This is a genomic window from Betaproteobacteria bacterium (assembly GCA_016720925.1).
Taxonomy (GTDB): domain Bacteria; phylum Pseudomonadota; class Gammaproteobacteria; order Burkholderiales; family Usitatibacteraceae; genus UKL13-2.
In genome coordinates this window covers 18,324-36,089 of sequence record JADKJR010000001.1, presented here as the reverse complement: position 1 = coordinate 36,089, position 17,766 = coordinate 18,324, and the positions used below count along the sequence as shown (strand labels likewise).

Here is a 17,766-nt window from a genome sequence, read left to right as displayed (position 1 = left end):
GTTTTAAGAAATGGGATGATGTGTGGTTTTGTGGCCAACAATTTATTTTCGCGCGGCCTTGACATCAGCTGGCTGCACGAGTGTTCCGGTACTGTTGCCAAACGAATTCTTGGTGTACGTAATTACCGATGCCAGTTCCGTGTTTGAAAGCCGCGCAAATGACACCATCGCGGTATTCGGCCTTCCATTCAGCACAATATTGATCTGCTGATCGGCGGATGCCAGTACCACCTTGGAGCCCGCTAGTGGTGGAAATGCAGGCGGCATACCTTTGCCGCTCGGCTGGTGACAAGCCACACAGTTTGCAGCATAGACTTTTTCGCCCTGGGACTTCAGTTCAGCCATCGTGAACTTCTTGCTCACATCTTCCACGGGGGCCACCGCCACGACCGGCGCAGCCGCCTTGTTACTCCACTTACCTTTGGCTTCCTCAACCCATTTTGCGTAGTCCGCCTCGGACTTCACGACGACGGCAATCGGCATGTATCCATGGAGCTTCCCACATATCTGGCTACACTGACCACGATAAGTACCAACCTTTTCTGCGGTGAACCACACGTCCTTGATAAAACCGGGAATACCGTATTGATTAACGCCGAGTTGCGGAACATACCAGCCATGAATCACATCGTTTGAGGTCACGAGCAAGCGAATGCGTTTGCCAACTGGAACTACGAGTGGGTTATCGACTTCCACCAGGTAGTCGTCGCCCTTCTTTTCAGTTGCCTCGACATTCGGCTGCCCAATCTGGCTCCATGGGGTTAGAAGATTGGAGTAAAAACCCATGTCATCGGCGCTGTAGTCATAGCGCCAGCCCCACTGAAAGCCGGTGATCTTGATCGTCATATCGGGATTTGACGTATCTTTCATGTCCAGCACCGTTCGAGTCGCCGGAATTGCAATCGCGATCAGAATCACGAATGGAATAATCGTCCAGATGATCTCGATCAGTGTACTTTCATGAAAATTGACGTCTGGTTTCGCTCCCTTCGATTTACGGAATTTGAAAATCGAATAAAACATCGCGCTAAACACAATCACAAAAATGACCGCACAAATCCACAGAATGTACATGTGCAATCCATAGATCTGCGAAGCAACTGGCGTTGCTGGCGGCGGTATATTCACGTCATAACTCGCCCATGCGGGAAGCGCCAGAACCAAAAGCAATAGCGCGTTGCCTATGGACATGAGTTGTTGCAACGGTGAAATTCTAGTTTTTTGCATGCTTATCGCCCGCGATTTATATCAAAAGTCTGCCCACATTTCTGTTTGCAGCGTCCCATGCATTGTTCGACCCGTGGTACCCAAATTACCACGCAATCACCCCGACCTGCCTGACCCCAAATGCCCTCGGTAACTCGCGAGACTGCACCATTGGTTGCTCATCCAACAACCATTCGGCATCAATCTTGCAACCAACGGCAACCTTTCCACTTCAAAAGAAGCGGGATTTCTTCAACAGGATTGCAATTGGTTTCTTGGCCGCCCACAAATACAGACAACGCTTCCCAGGGTCAAGGGCGGATTTGGCAAAACGCCGATTTTATCGCAGTCCGGTTGGGTGTGACAAGAAAAGTCCCGTCTGCAGACATCCGCATTGCCGCATTTACGAATCGAGTCGCTGATTCAAAGCGACCGACAGGGGCGGATCGTCGGCTGGTTTGTCAATATCGGCGGCTCGAAAAGGGTCGCTCGCGTCGGCCAGCGCCCCGGCGCCAGGAATCGAATATCGCTCTTCAGCCCAAGCGCCCAGGTCTATGAGCTTGCATCGCTCGCTACAGAATGGGCGGGACGGATTATCCAACTTGTATTCCGCCATCGCCCCGCACTGGGGACAACGCACTCGTTTAGGGAGCATGACTAGAGATTACAGTAGGTAAGGTTGAATTCGACGTCTGACTCATACAGCTTGGTACGCTGGACGCTGCCCGGAAGAATGAAGCGAATGTTCAGCGCATATTTGTTGGCGCTGATTTCCGGTACACATGGCATATCACGCACCAGCGTTACCCGCAACATGTGCGCGGAACGCTCCATCGGCATTTGCTGAAACGCGCCGCTGTACGCAATGAGGGGCACGGATTTGCCGCTTTCCCGCAACACCCGCAATACAATTCTCAGCGCTGCCGCAATGGGATTCAACGGGCCAAGCCAAGCCTCCAAGTCTGCACGCCGCTCAGAGTTGGCCCGGTGCAGCCAGTGATGATACGACGGCAGATCAAATTCACAGGTGCCACCTGGAATCGAGGCGCGCTGTTTGATCGTCATCAGCCATTCATTTTCGCGCAAATGTTGTCCGGTCTTTCCCGATGACGCCAGCAGATCCGCGAAAGTGCGCTCAATTTCTCCCACAACCGAGTCGAGTTTTTCTTCGGAAATTGCCGGATTGTTCCTCAATGCTTCGAGAAACAGCCGCTGCCTGTCCAGCTCCTGGAGCAAATCCGATTTCAAGTCGCCACGGCTGGCTACTTCCAGGATCTCGAAAATACTTAGCAAGCCCGCCTGATGGTCCAGTGGCGATTCTTGCGCCACAAAAAAATCCACGCGATCAAACAAATCCTCCAGCCGCAACAAGGTGCGGACTCTTTCATTGAGTGGATATTCGTATGTAATCACGCGCTGGGTGGGTCAATGGGCTCGGCGAATTGTGACCGATTGACGGCGAGTTTACAAATCTCACCGCTTTCGCCACTGGCTACCTTTCCATTCTTGCCCTCTTTTCGTAGTGCTCATGCAGGAACTCCACCTGGCGGGGTAGTTTCGACGGGTCTCCGGAATTCGAGATCACGTTATCCGCAAGTTGCAGGCGCAATGATCGGGAAACTTGCGAAGCGATTATTTGGTCCACCATTGGCCGCGCCAGACCAGAGCGCTGCATCACCCGTATCCGCTGCAACTCGACCGGACAATCCACCGCCAGCGCCAGCCGGACCAGGCGCCGATAGGCCATCGTTTCAAACAGCAATGGCACTTCGAGTATTACGTATGGCGCGCGCGACGCTGCCTCCGACACCAGCGCCATGCCAACTTCTTCACGGATCATCGGGTGAAGAAGTTCTTCAAGCGCCGAGCGGGCGCCGGCATCTTCAAAGACACGAGTACGCATGAGCGCCCTGTCAAACGCACCGGCGGCGGTGAATACCGAGCTGCCGAATGACTTGCGTATTGGCGTCAGCGCGCGGCCACCTGGCCCCGTGAGTGCATGGGCAATGGCATCAGTGTCCACACAATGCACGCCACGCTGGCCGAACAGTTCCGCAACGACGGATTTGCCCGATCCGATACCCCCGGTCAACGCGACGATGTAACTTGGTGTCGGCATGAGTTCATGTCGGCATGCGCCCCAGATACCACATATTCAGTTTCTGGCCCCAGAAGAGCGCAATGAACCCAGCGGCGGCGAGATAGGGCCCAAATGGCAATTTCGCCCCTCGTTCGCGGCCGCGCAGCAGTATTCCGGCGATACCGACAACCGTGCCAACAACCGCCGAGAGCAAAATAACCAATGGCAACATCTGCCATCCCAGCCATGCGCCGATCGCCGCCAATAATTTGAAATCGCCATAACCCATCCCCTCCTTGCCTGTCAGCAGCTTGAAACCCCAATAGACAATCCAGAGAATGAGATAGCCAGCGACCGCACCGACTACCGCCGACTGTGCGTCAGCGAACATGCCGCCAAGATTGACGAGCAATCCGAGCCAAAGTAGCGGCAGCGTAATGTCGTCCGGCAGGAGGGTTGTGTCTGCATCGATGAAAGTCAAAGCCACCAGCGCCCAAATGTACAAGATGGCAAATGCAGTCGTCCACGTGACGCCGAAGCGCCACGCGGCGTAAGCAGTCGCGAGCCCTGTCAACAGTTCGACGACCGGGTAACGGATACTAATCGGGGCTTTGCAGGCCGAGCACTTGCCGCGCAGGAACATATAACTGAAGATCGGCACGTTTTCGATCGCCGAAATCTGGTGGCCGCATGATGGGCAGGCTGATCGTGGGATGACCAGGTTGTATCGCGGCTTGGGAGCTTCGGCCGCCGTTTCGGCGGCCTCGGGATGAAGGAACTCGACACATTGCTGGCGCCAGTCGTTCTCCATCATCTTTGGCAAGCGATGAATCACGACATTCAGGAAACTCCCTACCATCATGCCGATGACCAGCACTGTGCCAACAAAGAACCACGGCTGCGCACGAAACGCGTCAATAACATCCATCTATTGTTGTTCTTCTCAGAAAAAGATTGGATTCGTCAGGCGACAGCTTGACCCATTTTAAAGATCGGCAGGTACATCGCGATAACAAGGCCGCCGATTACCACACCCAGCACAACCATGATCATGGGTTCCATCAAACTCGACAGCGCGTCCACCGCATCATCGACTTCACGTTCGAAAAAATCGGCAACCTTGCTTAACATGCCATCCAGCGACCCTGATTCCTCGCCGATCGCGCACATCTGCAGCACCATGTTCGGAAACACGCCGCTATTCTGCATCGACACCGTCAAACTGGAACCGGTGGACACTTCCTGTTGAATCTTCTTGGTTGCGTTGTAGTACACCCTGTTGCCCGCCGCCCCCGCAACGGAATCCAGCGCTTCAACCAGTGGAACGCCCGCGGCAAACATCGTCGAGAGGGTACGCGTCCAACGGGCAATAGTTGCCTTTCGGATCAGATCGCCAAAAACCGGTATTTTCAGCATCAATCGGTCCATGAAGAATTGCATTTTTTCGGAGCGCCGCCAAGTGTTGAAAAACAACCATATTCCACCACCCAGCCCGCCAAAAATAATGTACCAATACTTGACGAATCCTTCGGACATTTTCATCACTATCTGCGTCGGTGCAGGAAGGTCGGCGCCGAAACTGGTGAAGAGCAACTTGAACTGCGGAATCACAAAAATCATGATGACCGCGGTGACAATGAACGCCACCACCAGGATCGCCATGGGGTAGAAGAGTGCCTTCTTGATCTTGCCCTTGATGGCGAGGATTTTTTCCTTGTAGGTGGCCAGCCGATCAAGCAAGGTATCAAGAATACCGGCCTGTTCGCCCGCCGCAACCAGGTTGCAGAACAGATTGTCAAAGTACAACGGATATTTGCGGAACGCCTGGGCCAGGCTGCTGCCGGTCTCGACTTCCGTCTTGATGTCCAACAACAGTCGCGTGACCGATGGATTGCTGTGGCCTTTGGCCACGATATCGAAAGACTGCAGAAGCGGCACGCCCGCCTTCATCATTGTCGCCAGCTGCCGCGAGAAAAAAGTGATGTCCTGATCGGTGATTTTCTTGCCGCCACCGCGGGACTGTTTCTTGACCCTTGGATTGGCAATACCCTGCCGGCGCAGGGTTGCGATGACGATATTCTCACCCGATGCCCGCATTTCGCCCTTGATATTTTTCCCGGACCGATCCTTGCCTTCCCAGGTAAAAATGTAGACTTTGACGTCCCGGGATTCTTTCGCTGAAGCTGCTGTGGTAGCCATGAGCTACTCCTTAAATTCAAACATGAACATCAACGGCGCTACTCATTTGTGACCGCTTCGATTTCTTCCAGCGAAGTCAGGCCTGCCCTTACTTTCCGCAAACCTGACCGGCGCAAGTCATACACGCCTTCCTTCCTGGCCTGATCGGCGATATCGATTGCAGTGCCATTCTTCATGATGATTCGCTGCATTTCGTCAGTAATCGGCATGACCTCGTAGATGCCGACCCGCCCCTTGTACCCGGTATTCTTGCATATGTCACACCCTACATGGCCGTATGGCTGCCAAGTGCCATCCAACTCACTTTCCAGATAACCCGCCCGCAACAGTGCCTCCCTCGGTATTTCGATAGGCCGCTTGCAAGAGCAGAGCCGCCTCGCCAAGCGCTGGGCAGTGATCAGAATCACGCTCGTCGCAATATTGAATGGGGCAACCCCCATGTTCATCAGCCGAGTGAGCGTTGAAGGCGCGTCGTTGGTGTGCAGCGTTGACAGTACCATGTGGCCGGTCTGGGCGGCCTTGATCGCAATTTCACCGGTCTCAAGATCGCGAATTTCGCCAACCATGATGATGTCCGGATCCTGGCGCAAAAACGCCTTCAACGCGGCGGCAAAGGTTAGTCCGGCACGGTCGTTTATATTCACCTGGTTGATGCCCGGCAAATTGATTTCACAGGGATCTTCTGCCGTCGAGATGTTAATTCCTGGTTTGTTTAAGATATTGAGGCAAGTGTAGAGCGAGACTGTCTTACCCGACCCGGTTGGACCCGTCACCAGCACCATTCCGTAGGGCCGGCTGATGGCTTGCATAAGCGCGGCCTTCTGCTCAGGCTCATAGCCCAGCGCTTCGATGCCGAGCGTCGCGCTCGACGGATCGAGAATCCGCATGCAAATCTTCTCGCCGTAAATCGTCGGTAGGGTCGACACCCGGAAATCGATTGCGCGCGTGGGGGACAGCCGGAGTTTCATCCTGCCATCCTGCGGCACGCGCTTTTCCGCGATATCGAGCCTGGAAATCACCTTGATGCGGGAAGCAATTTTCTCCTTGATCGCTAGTGGCGGCTGCGCGACATCAGCAAGAATGCCATCTGTACGATAGCGAATGCGGTAGAACTTCTCGTAGGGCTCAAAATGTATGTCGGATGCGCCCCCGTTTATGGCATCAATCAAAACCTTATGTACGTACTTGACCACCGGCGCGTCATCAATTTCATCGGGCGCACCGGCCGTCGAGTCACCCTGAGCCTCGTCTCCCGCGCCCAGGTCAATATTGTCGAGCGACATATCGTCGCCCATCATCATATCCAGCGACTTGGCGGCACTTTCACCGAATCTCTTGATGAGCGCCGCGAGTTTGTCTTCTTCAACGACGACCGGCTCAACCGTCAACCCTGTTGCAAACTTCAGCTCGGAAAGCAGTTGTTCATTCGTGGGATCCGACATGCCCAGAAACAGGCGATGGCCGCGTTTTTGCAACGGAATCACCCGTTTGCTGCCAACGAGTTTGTTGTCCACCAGCGTGACCGGCAATAGATCCTGGTCGACTGCGCTCAAATCCAGCAATGGCACCCCGAAAGTCTGGGCGGCGAACAATGCAACGTCCCGGGCTGAAATCTTCTTCGACGCGGCCAGTTGTTCGATAAACGTGACGCCCGCTCTAGTGGCTTCTGCTTGGATCGAATTCGCGTCACCCTGGACGAGCCGACCCTGTTGCACCAATGCGCGGCTCAGTGGACTGGATGATGTTGCGGCAACAGCGGACATGATCTGAAACAGCCTAACATTGATTTCAAGAAACTACATCATGCACGTACGCTAACGCTTTGTAAAGAATCAGCTATTTTGCCGAAATAAGCTTGTCCATTTCCACCTGAATTTGGGGAGATTCGGGAGCCACGTTGCTGGCAAAGCTTTTCACGGTCTTGCCGTCAGCCGCCACCAGATATTTGTGAAAATTCCATTTCGGCCGCTCACCTGTCGCCTTGAATAGCGCTTCATAAAAGGGATTCGCCTGCGCCCCCACGACAGATGTCTTCTCAATCATCGGAAACTTCACCTTGTAGGTGCGTTCACAAAAATCCGCTACATCGACATTGGTGCCAGGTTCCTGTTTCCCAAAGTCGTTTGCCGGAAAGCCCAGGACAACCAATCCACGCTCCTGATATCGGTCGTGCAGGGCTTGAAGTCCCTTGTATTGATCGGTATAGCCGCAATAACTCGCGGTATTGACCACTAACAGGACCTTGCCTCGGTACTGGCATAAATCCACGGGCTTACCCTGAAGACTCTGAAAACGATGATCGAGTAACGGGGAGCACTCCGTCACCGCAGCCGCCGGGTTTGTGGACAGAACCCCTAAAACCGCCATCAATGCACGGGCAATTTGAATATTTCGCATGGTCAACTCCGAAAATTTGCGACATGGCAACAGCGGGTCATAAGAGTAGCAAATCCCACTTGCCATGGATACATGCGCACATGTTGGTGATGCGATGGACCAACACAAATATTCATGGTGGAACAGGGAGAGAATTTATTGTCGTCGCAAGAAGGCAGTGGCGACAATTGCGCGAAACCGGGCGAACCCGAGTTCGGTCTTGCCCGCAGAATGCAAAAAGGGTGGCTGTTATAATCGGCGGTCTTTTGCCCCTGCAATTTAACTGCAAAGCCCTCGTTCATGCCGCTTTACGCTATCGGACTCAACCACCGCACCGCACCCATCGAGGTGCGCGAGCGCGTTGCGTTTCCGCTCGAAGCGCAACGTCCGGCACTGGAGGCGCTGAAAGCCGAAACGGCGGCCGACGAAATTGCAATGGTATCGACTTGCAATCGCACCGAAATCTATGTCCGCGCGGCAAATGGCACCGCGACCGAACGCGCCGGCGAGTGGCTTGCCGCATTGCCCGGCGCGTTGGGCACCGACCTCAGGCCCCACCTCTATCATCTGGCCGAGGCGGACGTGGCGCGCCACGTGTTTCGGGTCGCAAGCGGTCTGGACTCCATGATATTGGGCGAACCGCAAATTCTCGGCCAAGTAAAGCTCGCGGTGAAAGTGGCCGCTGAAGCCGGCATGCTCGGCGGCGCATTGGACCGGTTGTTCCAGGATACCTTCAAAGTCGCCAAGCAGGTACGTACGGATACCGCAATCGGCGCGACGTCAGTCAGCATGGCGGCGGCGGCACTGAAGCTTGCGCAGCAATTATTTGGTGACCTGCGCGACACCAGGCTGCTCTTGATCGGCGTCGGCGAAATGATCGAACTTGCGGCCACCCACTTCACTGCACACTCACCACGCTCGGTGGTGGTCGCCAATCGTTCACTCGACCGCGGCCGGGAACTTGCCGGACGCTTCAATGCCACCGCAATCACGCTCCAGCAGTTGCCTGAGCGCATCCATGAATTCGATGTGGTCATCAGTTCCACGGCATCGACACTGCCGATTATCGGCAAGGGCATGATAGAAAGTGCGTTAAAGCAACGTCGTCACAAACCGATGTTCATGGTTGACTTGGCCGTGCCTCGCGACATTGAGGCCGAGGTTGGTGGCCTCGACGATGTGTTTCTCTATACGCTCGATAGCCTTGGCAAGGTTATCCAGCAAAACAGCGAGAAGCGTGAGAGCGCGGTCAAGGAAGCCGACGCCATCATCGAAATCCGCACGGCCGAATACATGGCATGGCTCTCTTCACGCGCAACGGTACCGGTGATCCAGCAACTGCGCGGCAAGGTTGAGCAATACCGGAAGCTGGAACTGGAACGTGCCGGCAAATTACTGGCGCGCGGAGAAGACCCTGCGAAGGTCATCGAAATGCTGGCCCACGGGCTGACCAATAAATTCCTGCATCATCCACTCGCGGCACTGAATCGATCGACCGGTGCCGAACGGGAGGCGCTCGCCGACGCCTTGCGCAAACTGTACCCGGACCAGGAAGAGACGTAGCTATCCTCCGGTATCTGCAGTGACCTTGGTTTTCTTGCCAATCGCCACGCCGCCCGTTCCACCGTCGACCACATTTTTTGCGTGCGTCGCTCCTGAAGCGTCCGAATACCAAATCCGTATCGCCCATGAAACCATCCATCGAAAAAAAACTTTCCTCACTTGCCGAACGCCTGATTGAACTCGACCGGTTTCTGGCCGACCCCAATGTCGTCAATGACATGGACAGCTATCGCAAGATCACCCGCGAACACTCGGATCTGTCACCGGTCGTGGCACTGTTCAAGGACTATCAGAAATCCGAGGCCGATATTGCCGCAGCCCAGGAAATGGCAGCCGATCCCGAAATGCGCGAGTTTGCGGACGAAGAAATCAAGGCCGGCAAGGCGCGGCTGGACGCGCTGGAAGTCGAACTGCAGAAACTATTGCTGCCGAAAGACCCGAACGACGACAAGAACATCTTTATCGAAATTCGTGGCGGTACCGGCGGCGACGAGTCGGCCTTGTTCGCTGGCGACCTGTTTCGCATGTACACCCGCTATGCCGAGCGTCAGCGCTGGCAGGTCGAAATCATATCGGAATCACAGGGCGAAGTCGGCGGATACAAGGAAGTCATCGCGCGCATCGTCGGCCAGGGCGCCTATTCGCGCCTCAAATTCGAATCCGGCGGCCATCGCGTGCAGCGGGTGCCGGCCACCGAAACGCAGGGGCGCATTCATACCTCGGCCGCGACCGTCGCGATCATGGCGGAAGCCGATGATGTCAGCGACATCCTGATCAATCCCTCCGACGTACGTGTCGATACCTTTCGCGCGTCCGGCGCTGGCGGGCAGCACATCAACAAGACCGATTCCGCGGTGCGCCTCACACACATCCCCACCGGAATCGTGGTCGAATGCCAGGACGGCCGTTCGCAGCACAAGAACAAGGAACAGGCGTGGCGGGTGCTGGCGGCGCGCATCAAGGACAAACAGACTCGCGAAGCCAACGCCAAGGAAGCAGCTGAACGCAAACTACTGATTGGCTCAGGCGACCGCTCCGAGCGCATCCGCACCTACAATTTTCCGCAGGGCCGCGTCACTGATCATCGCATCAACCTGACGCTCTACAAGATCGACAACATCATGGATGGCGATTTGACGGAACTGACCAACGCGTTGATCGCCGAACATCAGGCAGAACTGCTGGCGGCGCTGGCGACGAGCGCTTGACGGGTCATATCCAGACTCGGCCCGGTCAACTCACCTTGTCTACGTCCATCAGCACGTTTCTCGCGCAACGCGCCATCGCCAAGCGCGAAGCGGAAATGCTCATCGCGGCAGCGCTTGGTACCACACGCGCCTACGTCATCGCGCATACGGAGCGCACGCTAAGTGTTGACGAAGAAGAAATCCTGCGCGGATGGATCGCACGCCGCGCGTCCGGCGAACCGATGGCATACGTGCTGGGCACGCGTGAATTCTATGGCCGAGATTTCCATGTGTCCCCTGAAACACTGATTCCCCGTCCGGAAACGGAACTTCTCGTAGAACAAGCACTGGCGCGCATTTCAGGGAATAAATGGCTGGAAAGCCGCCCCAGTGCTGGCGTTTTGGATTTGGGAACCGGCAGCGGAGCGATCGCCATTTCGATTGCGCTGGCGTTGACACTCCCAGATGGTCAAGGTGGCATTGCCGTCACCGCCACAGATATTTCGCCTGCTGCGTTGGACACGGCGCGCCTCAATGCGAAGAAACTCGGCACCATGGTCGATTTCATCGTAAGCAATTGGTACGCAGAACTGTCAGGCCGCAAGTTCGACCTCATCGTATCAAATCCGCCCTACGTCGCCGGCAACGACATTCACCTAGTGCAAGGTGACCTGCGTTTTGAACCGCAAGCGGCCCTGACGGACGGAAGCACGGACGGTCTCGATTCGATTCGCACCATCATTGCCGGCGCTGCCGCCCACCTTGTTCCTTATGGCTGGTTGTTGCTGGAACACGGATACGACCAAGCCGACGAATGCCGCACCCTGCTCTTGAAAGCCGGCTTCGATAACCTCATTTCATATAGGGATTTGGCAGGTATTCCGCGCGTGGCGGGCGGCCAAATTCGCTAGAATGTCGATAACCGAATTCTCACTGGAGCAACCCATGGACGTGCAAGACCAAATAAAAGCAACTGTCACTTCCCACCCCGTCGTGCTTTACATGAAGGGCTCGCCACAATTTCCCATGTGCGGCTTCTCCGCATCCGCGACACAAATGCTCAAAGCATGCGGGGTAGAAGCGCCATTCACCGTCGACGTGCTGCAGGATGCCGACGTCCGCCAGGGCATCAAGGAATACGCCAACTGGCCGACGATTCCACAGCTCTACATCAACGGCGAATTTGTCGGTGGTGCCGATATCATGAGAGAAATGTATCAATCCGGCGAGCTGCAGCAGATGCTGGGCGCCGCGAAGTAGATTCACCATGGCGGCGCACAAGATTGCGTCCGCAAAATTTCGTATCTATTTTGGCGACGAGATCGCCATCGGTCCCGGCAAGGCAGACTTGCTGGAGGCCATTCGCGCGACGGGTTCAATCTCGGCCGCAGCCCGGCAATTGAAGATGTCCTACAAGCGGGCGTGGAATCTGGTTGATACCATGAACCGCTGCTTCAAGGAGCCGCTGGTCGATACGGCGACGGGCGGTGGCGGCGGCGGCGGCGCGCGCCTCACAGAATTTGGCACGAAGGTATTGGTGCACTTTCGCTCAATGGAAAAGCGCACTGACGCCGCGATCCGCGGCGAACTGACGACCCTCGTCACGCTGCTCGCCGACAAACCCCGCAAATAAAACGGAAGTATTCGTACGCGCGAACAGATTTGCAGAGCGTTATAGCCACCGGTATATTACGCTTTCCATTTCAACGCGCCGCTTGTCGTCGCCCTCCTTGTGACTGAACTACAGATTCTCCAACTCGCTGCCATTTTCGTCGTGGTTGCGATGCTATACAGCTCAGTCGGTCACGCTGGCGCATCCGGCTATCTGGCCGCAATGGCACTGGTGGGCGTGGCGCCCGAGGCGATGCGGCCGACGGCATTGACGTTGAACATCGTCGTCGCAGCATTCACGACCTGGCGATTTCGCCAGGCGCGTCACGTCGATGCGAAAGTCGTCGCGCCATTTCTGCTCGGCTCAATTCCGCTGGCGTTTCTCGGCGGCGGCATCAAGTTGCCGTTGCACGTTTATCAAGCGCTGGTTGGAATCGTGCTGTTGTCCGCGGCCGCCTATCTGGGGTGGCGGGCATTCACGAATCCCGAAAAGAGCAGAGAAGTTCCGGTGGCGATTCCTCCTCGGGTATCGCCTTTTATTGGCGCCGCCATTGGCATGCTATCCGGCCTTACAGGGACCGGAGGCGGCATTTTTCTAAGCCCAATCGTGCTGCTGATGGGTTGGGCGGGCCCCAAGGCCACTGCGGGTATTTCCGCCCCGTTCATCATGGCGAATTCTGTCGCTGGACTGGCAGGTGGATTGATCAATGGATCATTCTCTTTCGCGACCATTCCCTATGCTGCCGCACCGCTAATCGTCGCAACCGTCGTTGGCGCCTTGATCGGCACCTGGCTGGGTCTCAACAAATTAACCAATCGCTGGCTGATCGCGATGCTCGCGCTAGTGATGACCATCGCCGCAGGAAAACTGATCGGCATGGTCTACCTTTAGTGCAGCGCGACGAAGGCCAACGCTTTTTCGGCCTTCGTCTCGCCGCTAACTCACTGGTTTCAATACCAGCCGGTCAATCAGTCTGTCCAACGGTGATGCGGGAAATCTTTCGCACCTGTCGCGCCCCGCGCGGGTCCCCGGCAACGATCAGGCGTAGTGGCGCCTCATCCGCACTCAGCGGCTTGCCATCCTGGCGCCATGCCACCATCGGTGGTGAAGTCGTGATGATGGGATCGAGTTCACCCATCGCAAATACCACTTTATAGCCGTCGTCCGCTTCCAGAATGAGGTACTGGCGAACCGATGCGCCGCCTCCGGACGGCTTCTCGAACTTGAACCCGGCGCTTTCAAGCAAGGTAATCAGTTTGGTCCCTTGCCATTCATGCGATTTGCCATGCGCCTTTGCGGAAACGTTGAAAGGTTCCAGCTTTTGAATATCAGCGTACGAAAGTTCGCGCGCCTGCCCGGATGGCAGCTGAATGGTCAGGTGCGAACCCGCAACGCGCGCAAAGCCGAATCGTGCAAAAGATTTCTGGCCAGCGTTTGAAACGAGGTAGTCGACAAAACCTTGTGCACCGGAACCGGCATTCTTGGCAATCGCGACACCGTAGTCGGCTGATACAGCAAGCGAATGCGGCAATGCGACCTGCCTGAGTTGTGGTTGCTCCTTGACGGCCTGTAGCGCACTGGTGCAATACAGCAAAAAGATATCGGCCTTGCCGGTGGCCACCAGTTCTCCGTAGCCGCTGCGGTCTTTGGGGGGCGGCGGCGAGTCCGGCCCGCCGGTGAGTTTCAGCGCCTTCGTGCTGAGGTTCGCAAAGGCGCCCGGTACAACCTTTTCGGCCTTCTCAAATATCTTCCATGCATAATCGCCGGCGGGATCTGCCTTGGGTGTGGAGGTGCCCAGCTTGACACCGCTCTGAAGCATTCGGTCAAGAAGCGTCGCGGAAGTAACTTCGATTGTTGGCGCTGCCAGCGCGCACATCCGATTGCGGGTAAAGGTCACTGGTGCTGCCATTCGGCCACTTGCCGCCAACGCTTGCGGATGTTCGGTATTCGCCGACGCGAATACGTCAGCGGTTTCACCCTTCTCGATCCGCTCCTTCAGCAGCCCCGACGCACCAAACACCAGGGCGACTTTCACGCCACTGGCCTGCTCGTATGACTGGGCAGCCTCCGTCAATGGCCCACGCAAGCTCCCCGCCGCGTAGACACTGATTTGCCCGGCCGCGGAAGTGACGGGTAAAACAGCCAGCAGCGAGGACAGGCTCACCGCCATGGCGATGAGAAGCGGCGTGCGCATCATGCCGCTTTCTTCAGCGCAACATAGTTTGGGAAGAACAACTGCTGCCCTTCAATCTTGTAAGCAGCAATCGCCGTCTGGCCTTCAGGCGACGTGATCCAGTCGATAAATTGCATGCCCAACTCTTTCTTCACGTGCGGATGCTTGTTGGGATTGACCAGCATGACGCCATATTGATTGAACAGCTTGGTATCGCCCTCGACCAGTACCGTTAGCTCGCCGCGATTCTTGAATGAGAGCCAGGTGCCGCGGTCCGTGAACGCGTACGCATTCATCGCACTCGCCGTATTTAACGTCGGCCCCATACCCGAACCAGTTTCGCGATACCACGCGCCCTTCCCAACCTGTGGATCGACATCGGCCGCCTTCCAGTAACGCAACTCCGCGGCGTGCGTACCGCTCTTGTCGCCGCGGGAGGTAAATGGCGATTTTGCGGCCTCGATTTTTTTCAGTGCCGAAATCACATCCTTGCCGGTAGTCTTTGCCGGATCGGCCTTCGGCCCGACGATGACGAAATCGTTGTACATCACTTCACGCCGGTCGACGCCGAAGCCCTCTTCCACAAATTTTGCTTCGGCTACCTTATCGTGCACAAACACGACGTCGGCATCACCCTTCTTTGCCGTGGCCAAAGCCTGTCCCGTCCCTTGCGCGACGACGCGTACGTCGATGCCCGTCTTCGCCTTGAACAGCGGCAGGATGTGACCGAACAGCCCTGAATCCTGCGTTGACGTCGTGGACGCAACCACGATGAATTTATCCTGCGCCATTACCGGCAGGGATATCGCTCCCGCCAATACTGCCGTACCGATTGCGCGAACCAATGCCCGCATACATGCCGACTTCACCATAGTAGTTCTCCTCGTAGAAAGGCCGCCGCTTCGGGCGACCGGGGTTGCTGAAAAAATTCGCCGGCCGACGTGTCCTCGACCAGCCGGCCGTGATGCAAGAACAACACGCGATCCCCGATGCGCTTCGCCTGACCACGGTTATGGGTGGTCATGACGATGGTCGTGCCATGTGCGTGCATCGCCTCGATCGTCTCTTCGATGGCGCGCGTGGCAGCCGGATCAAGGCTCGCGGTGGGCTCGTCGAGGAACAGCACTTCCGGTTGCAGTGCCCACGCGCGGGCGAGCGCGACGCGCTGCTGTTCGCCCCCTGAACACAGCCGCGCCGGGCGATCGGCAAGGCCCGACAATCCGACGCGATCCAGCGCGACTTCGGCTGCCGCGCGACTATCGGGCGATCCCGCAATTCGCAGCGCGAATTCGAGGTTTTCGCGCACCGACCGGCGTAGCATCACCGGCCGCTGAAACACCATTGCCTGCGCGCGACGCACCGCCGCTGCATCGCGCTCCGCCCAATGCATGCTGCCCGAAGTCGGCACCAGCAGGCCGTGCAGCAATCGCAACAGGACACTTTTGCCGGCACCGTTCGGGCCCATGACGATGTTGCGCGAGCCGCGCACGATGGTGAATGACACTGCGCGCAGCACGGATACATCACCCACGCTGAAGCCCAAGCCTTCCACGGTCAGGGGAAGCACTCGCGGCACGATCGCGGCCGTATTCAAGTTATCCATATTTCTTCATCGCCGTTGCCTTGGTCAACTGCGCAGCCATATTAATGAAGACCACCAGCGCAATCAGCACCACCCCCAACGCCAGAGCGAGCGGCAAGTCACCCTTGCTGGTTTCCAGCGCAATCGCGGTTGTCATGACGCGGGTGACACCATCAATGTTGCCACCGACGATCATCACCGCGCCGACCTCGGCAATGGCACGGCCAAAACCGGCGAGCACTGCCGTCGTCAATGTGAATCGCGTATCCCACAGGAGTGCGCGCATGCACTGCAGGCGGCTGGCGTTGAGCGACACCAGTTGTTCGCGGTATTCGCCCCACGCATCTTCGATGACCTGCCGCACCAGCGCGGCGATGATGGGAAAAATCAGTACAGCTTGCGCAACCATCATGGCCGCCGGCGTGAAAAGGATGCCCAACGGGCCCAGTGGGCCGGCGCGGGACAGCAGGAGATAGACCAGCAAACCGACTACCACTGGCGGCAAACCCATCATGCCATTGAGCAACGCGATCACGCCTTGCCGCCCGGAAAATCGCGCCATTGCCAGCCACGCGCCGAACGGTAACGCCAGCAGGGAGGCCGCCAGCACCGCCGTGCCGGACACGCGCAATGACAGTCCCGCAATCGATAGCAGGGTGCTGTCAAAGGACGCAATCAGGGTGAAGGCGAGGGAGAGGCTTTGAGGAATTTCCTGCATGTCGATAGGTGGGGTTTGTGAAATCGAAAAGAGCCAACGATAACCAACCGCGCGGCGCCTGCGCGCGCGTGTACAGAGGCGCCACTTTACCGGCATACTTGCAGGAATTCCGGCATCCGGAATAAATGCATAATCTTGCAGTCCCGCGCACAGGAAGCCACACATGTCCGTACGCCAATTGATGAGCACCAAGGAAGTCGCGGATTACCTGCGGCTGAAAGAACGCAAGATTTACGATATGGTTGCGCAAGCTGAGATCCCGCATTCACGCATATCCGGCAAGCTGCTCTTTCCACGCACGCTGGTCGACGAATGGGTGCGGCAAAGCACCGCCGGCGCGCCCTGAACGCACAGCGCAACGCGCCGGCCGTCATCGCGGGCAGCAGCGACCCGCTGCTCGAATGGGCCGTGCGCGAGTCGCGTTGCGGATTGGCGACCATGACCTACGGCAGCATGGATGGCGTGGATCGCTTGATCGCGGGCAGCGCGTGCGCCGCGGCAATGCATATCCCCGCCGCACCGGGCGGCGTCGAGGGCCGGCGCGAGGATCGCAATGTCGCGTTGGCGCGGGACCGCTTCTCGCACCTGGATTGCGTGCTGCTCGAATGGGCCAAGCGCGAACAGGGACTGGTCGTGGCGGCGGGAAATCCTCTGAAAATCGGCAAGCTGGCGGACCTCCGGAAACCGAAAATCCGCGTAATTCTGCGCCAGCAGGGCGCCGGCAGTTACCTGCTATTTCTGCAATTGCTGGGCGAAGCAGGTATCAATCCCGATCAACTCAAGTATGTGCAACCGACGGCGCAAACGGAGACCGATATCGCCTCCGCGATTCTCGATGGGCGCGCCGATGCCGGCCTCGCGGTGCGCGCCGTGGCCCGGCAATTCCACCTCGACTTCATACCGCTCACCATTGAGCGCCTGGATATTGCTGTGCTGCGGCCGAGCTATTTCGATGCGCCGTGGCAGACGCTGATGGAGTTCGCGAACAAGCCGGTCTTCCAGCGCTATGCGAAAACGCTGGCGGGATACGATATTGGCGATCTGGGCAAAGTGATGTGGAATGCGTGATT

The 17,766-nt window shown here is 57.0% G+C and carries 20 protein-coding genes; 8 read left to right on the top strand and 12 right to left on the bottom strand.

The window, feature by feature from the left end:
• Nucleotides 1-42: 42 nt before the first annotated feature.
• The 8 genes from coxB to IPP88_00140 form a co-directional block, all read right to left on the bottom strand.
• Complete coding sequence (gene coxB / locus IPP88_00175; GenBank protein MBL0121196.1) at nt 43-1,191, bottom strand: cytochrome c oxidase subunit II; 1,149 nt, start codon at nt 1,189-1,191, stop codon at nt 43-45.
• 418 nt (nt 1,192-1,609) lie between these two features.
• Entirely contained in the window at nt 1,610-1,861 is a 252-nt protein-coding gene (locus IPP88_00170; GenBank protein MBL0121195.1) for a DNA gyrase inhibitor YacG, read from the bottom strand.
• Between the two features lie 2 nt (nt 1,862-1,863).
• Nucleotides 1,864-2,619 (bottom strand): cell division protein ZapD, encoded by a 756-nt coding sequence (gene zapD, locus IPP88_00165; GenBank protein MBL0121194.1) that lies wholly within the window; start codon nt 2,617-2,619, stop codon nt 1,864-1,866.
• A gap of 79 nt (nt 2,620-2,698) precedes the next feature.
• Nucleotides 2,699-3,325 (bottom strand): dephospho-CoA kinase, encoded by a 627-nt coding sequence (locus tag IPP88_00160; protein ID MBL0121193.1) that lies wholly within the window; start codon nt 3,323-3,325, stop codon nt 2,699-2,701.
• 4 nt (nt 3,326-3,329) lie between these two features.
• Nucleotides 3,330-4,214 carry a prepilin peptidase gene (locus IPP88_00155; protein MBL0121192.1) on the bottom strand — a complete coding sequence of 295 codons (885 nt, stop codon included), beginning with the start codon at nt 4,212-4,214 and terminating at the stop codon, nt 3,330-3,332.
• 35 nt (nt 4,215-4,249) lie between these two features.
• A complete protein-coding gene (locus tag IPP88_00150) occupies nt 4,250-5,485 on the bottom strand; it encodes a type II secretion system F family protein (protein MBL0121191.1) in 1,236 nt (411 codons plus the stop codon).
• 38 nt (nt 5,486-5,523) lie between these two features.
• Complete coding sequence (gene pilB, locus IPP88_00145; GenBank protein ID MBL0121190.1) at nt 5,524-7,248, bottom strand: type IV-A pilus assembly ATPase PilB; 1,725 nt, start codon at nt 7,246-7,248, stop codon at nt 5,524-5,526.
• 73 nt (nt 7,249-7,321) lie between these two features.
• The gene (locus IPP88_00140; protein ID MBL0121189.1) at nt 7,322-7,882 is read right to left on the bottom strand and encodes a glutathione peroxidase; all 561 of its coding nucleotides are present in this window, start codon (nt 7,880-7,882) and stop codon (nt 7,322-7,324) included.
• Between the two features lie 279 nt (nt 7,883-8,161).
• Here IPP88_00140 and IPP88_00135 point away from each other — a divergent pair, with 279 nt between their 5' ends.
• The 6 genes from IPP88_00135 (at nt 8,162) to IPP88_00110 (ending at nt 13,114) form a co-directional block, all read left to right on the top strand.
• The gene (locus IPP88_00135) at nt 8,162-9,424 is read left to right on the top strand and encodes a glutamyl-tRNA reductase (protein ID MBL0121188.1); all 1,263 of its coding nucleotides are present in this window, start codon (nt 8,162-8,164) and stop codon (nt 9,422-9,424) included.
• Nucleotides 9,425-9,549: 125 nt separating this feature from the next.
• Nucleotides 9,550-10,632, top strand: coding sequence for a peptide chain release factor 1 (gene prfA / locus IPP88_00130; GenBank protein ID MBL0121187.1), 1,083 nt, complete (start codon nt 9,550-9,552; stop codon nt 10,630-10,632).
• Nucleotides 10,629-11,522 carry a peptide chain release factor N(5)-glutamine methyltransferase gene (prmC, locus tag IPP88_00125; GenBank protein ID MBL0121186.1) on the top strand — a complete coding sequence of 298 codons (894 nt, stop codon included), beginning with the start codon at nt 10,629-10,631 and terminating at the stop codon, nt 11,520-11,522. The genes prfA and prmC overlap by 4 nt, the downstream gene beginning before the upstream one ends.
• 34 nt (nt 11,523-11,556) lie before the next feature.
• Nucleotides 11,557-11,871: a Grx4 family monothiol glutaredoxin gene (grxD, locus tag IPP88_00120; GenBank protein ID MBL0121185.1), complete on the top strand. Its 315-nt coding sequence runs from the start codon at nt 11,557-11,559 to the stop codon at nt 11,869-11,871.
• Nucleotides 11,872-11,878: 7 nt separating this feature from the next.
• Nucleotides 11,879-12,244, top strand: a complete 366-nt coding sequence (locus IPP88_00115; protein ID MBL0121184.1) for a LysR family transcriptional regulator — start codon at nt 11,879-11,881, stop codon at nt 12,242-12,244.
• A gap of 150 nt (nt 12,245-12,394) precedes the next feature.
• Complete coding sequence (locus IPP88_00110) at nt 12,395-13,114, top strand: sulfite exporter TauE/SafE family protein (protein ID MBL0121183.1); 720 nt, start codon at nt 12,395-12,397, stop codon at nt 13,112-13,114.
• Nucleotides 13,115-13,187: 73 nt separating this feature from the next.
• On the opposite strand, the gene IPP88_00105 is transcribed toward IPP88_00110, so the two are convergent.
• From IPP88_00105 to IPP88_00090, 4 genes are read right to left on the bottom strand one after another with little or no spacing between them, the layout of a single operon-like run.
• A complete protein-coding gene (locus tag IPP88_00105; protein ID MBL0121182.1) occupies nt 13,188-14,417 on the bottom strand; it encodes a molybdate ABC transporter substrate-binding protein in 1,230 nt (409 codons plus the stop codon).
• On the bottom strand, nt 14,417-15,250 hold the full coding sequence (locus tag IPP88_00100) for an extracellular solute-binding protein (GenBank protein MBL0121181.1): 834 nt from the start codon (nt 15,248-15,250) through the stop codon (nt 14,417-14,419). Before IPP88_00100 ends, IPP88_00105 begins: the two co-directional genes overlap by 1 nt.
• 11 nt (nt 15,251-15,261) lie before the next feature.
• The gene (locus tag IPP88_00095; protein ID MBL0121180.1) at nt 15,262-15,999 is read right to left on the bottom strand and encodes a phosphate ABC transporter ATP-binding protein; all 738 of its coding nucleotides are present in this window, start codon (nt 15,997-15,999) and stop codon (nt 15,262-15,264) included.
• Nucleotides 15,992-16,696, bottom strand: coding sequence for an ABC transporter permease (locus IPP88_00090; protein ID MBL0121179.1), 705 nt, complete (start codon nt 16,694-16,696; stop codon nt 15,992-15,994). Before IPP88_00090 ends, IPP88_00095 begins: the two co-directional genes overlap by 8 nt.
• 163 nt (nt 16,697-16,859) lie before the next feature.
• On the opposite strand from IPP88_00090, the gene IPP88_00085 reads away from it, so the two are divergent.
• Nucleotides 16,860-17,042 carry a helix-turn-helix domain-containing protein gene (locus IPP88_00085; protein MBL0121178.1) on the top strand — a complete coding sequence of 61 codons (183 nt, stop codon included), beginning with the start codon at nt 16,860-16,862 and terminating at the stop codon, nt 17,040-17,042.
• Entirely contained in the window at nt 17,009-17,764 is a 756-nt protein-coding gene (locus IPP88_00080; GenBank protein ID MBL0121177.1) for a substrate-binding domain-containing protein, read from the top strand. Before IPP88_00085 ends, IPP88_00080 begins: the two co-directional genes overlap by 34 nt.
• Nucleotides 17,765-17,766: the final 2 nt, after the last annotated feature.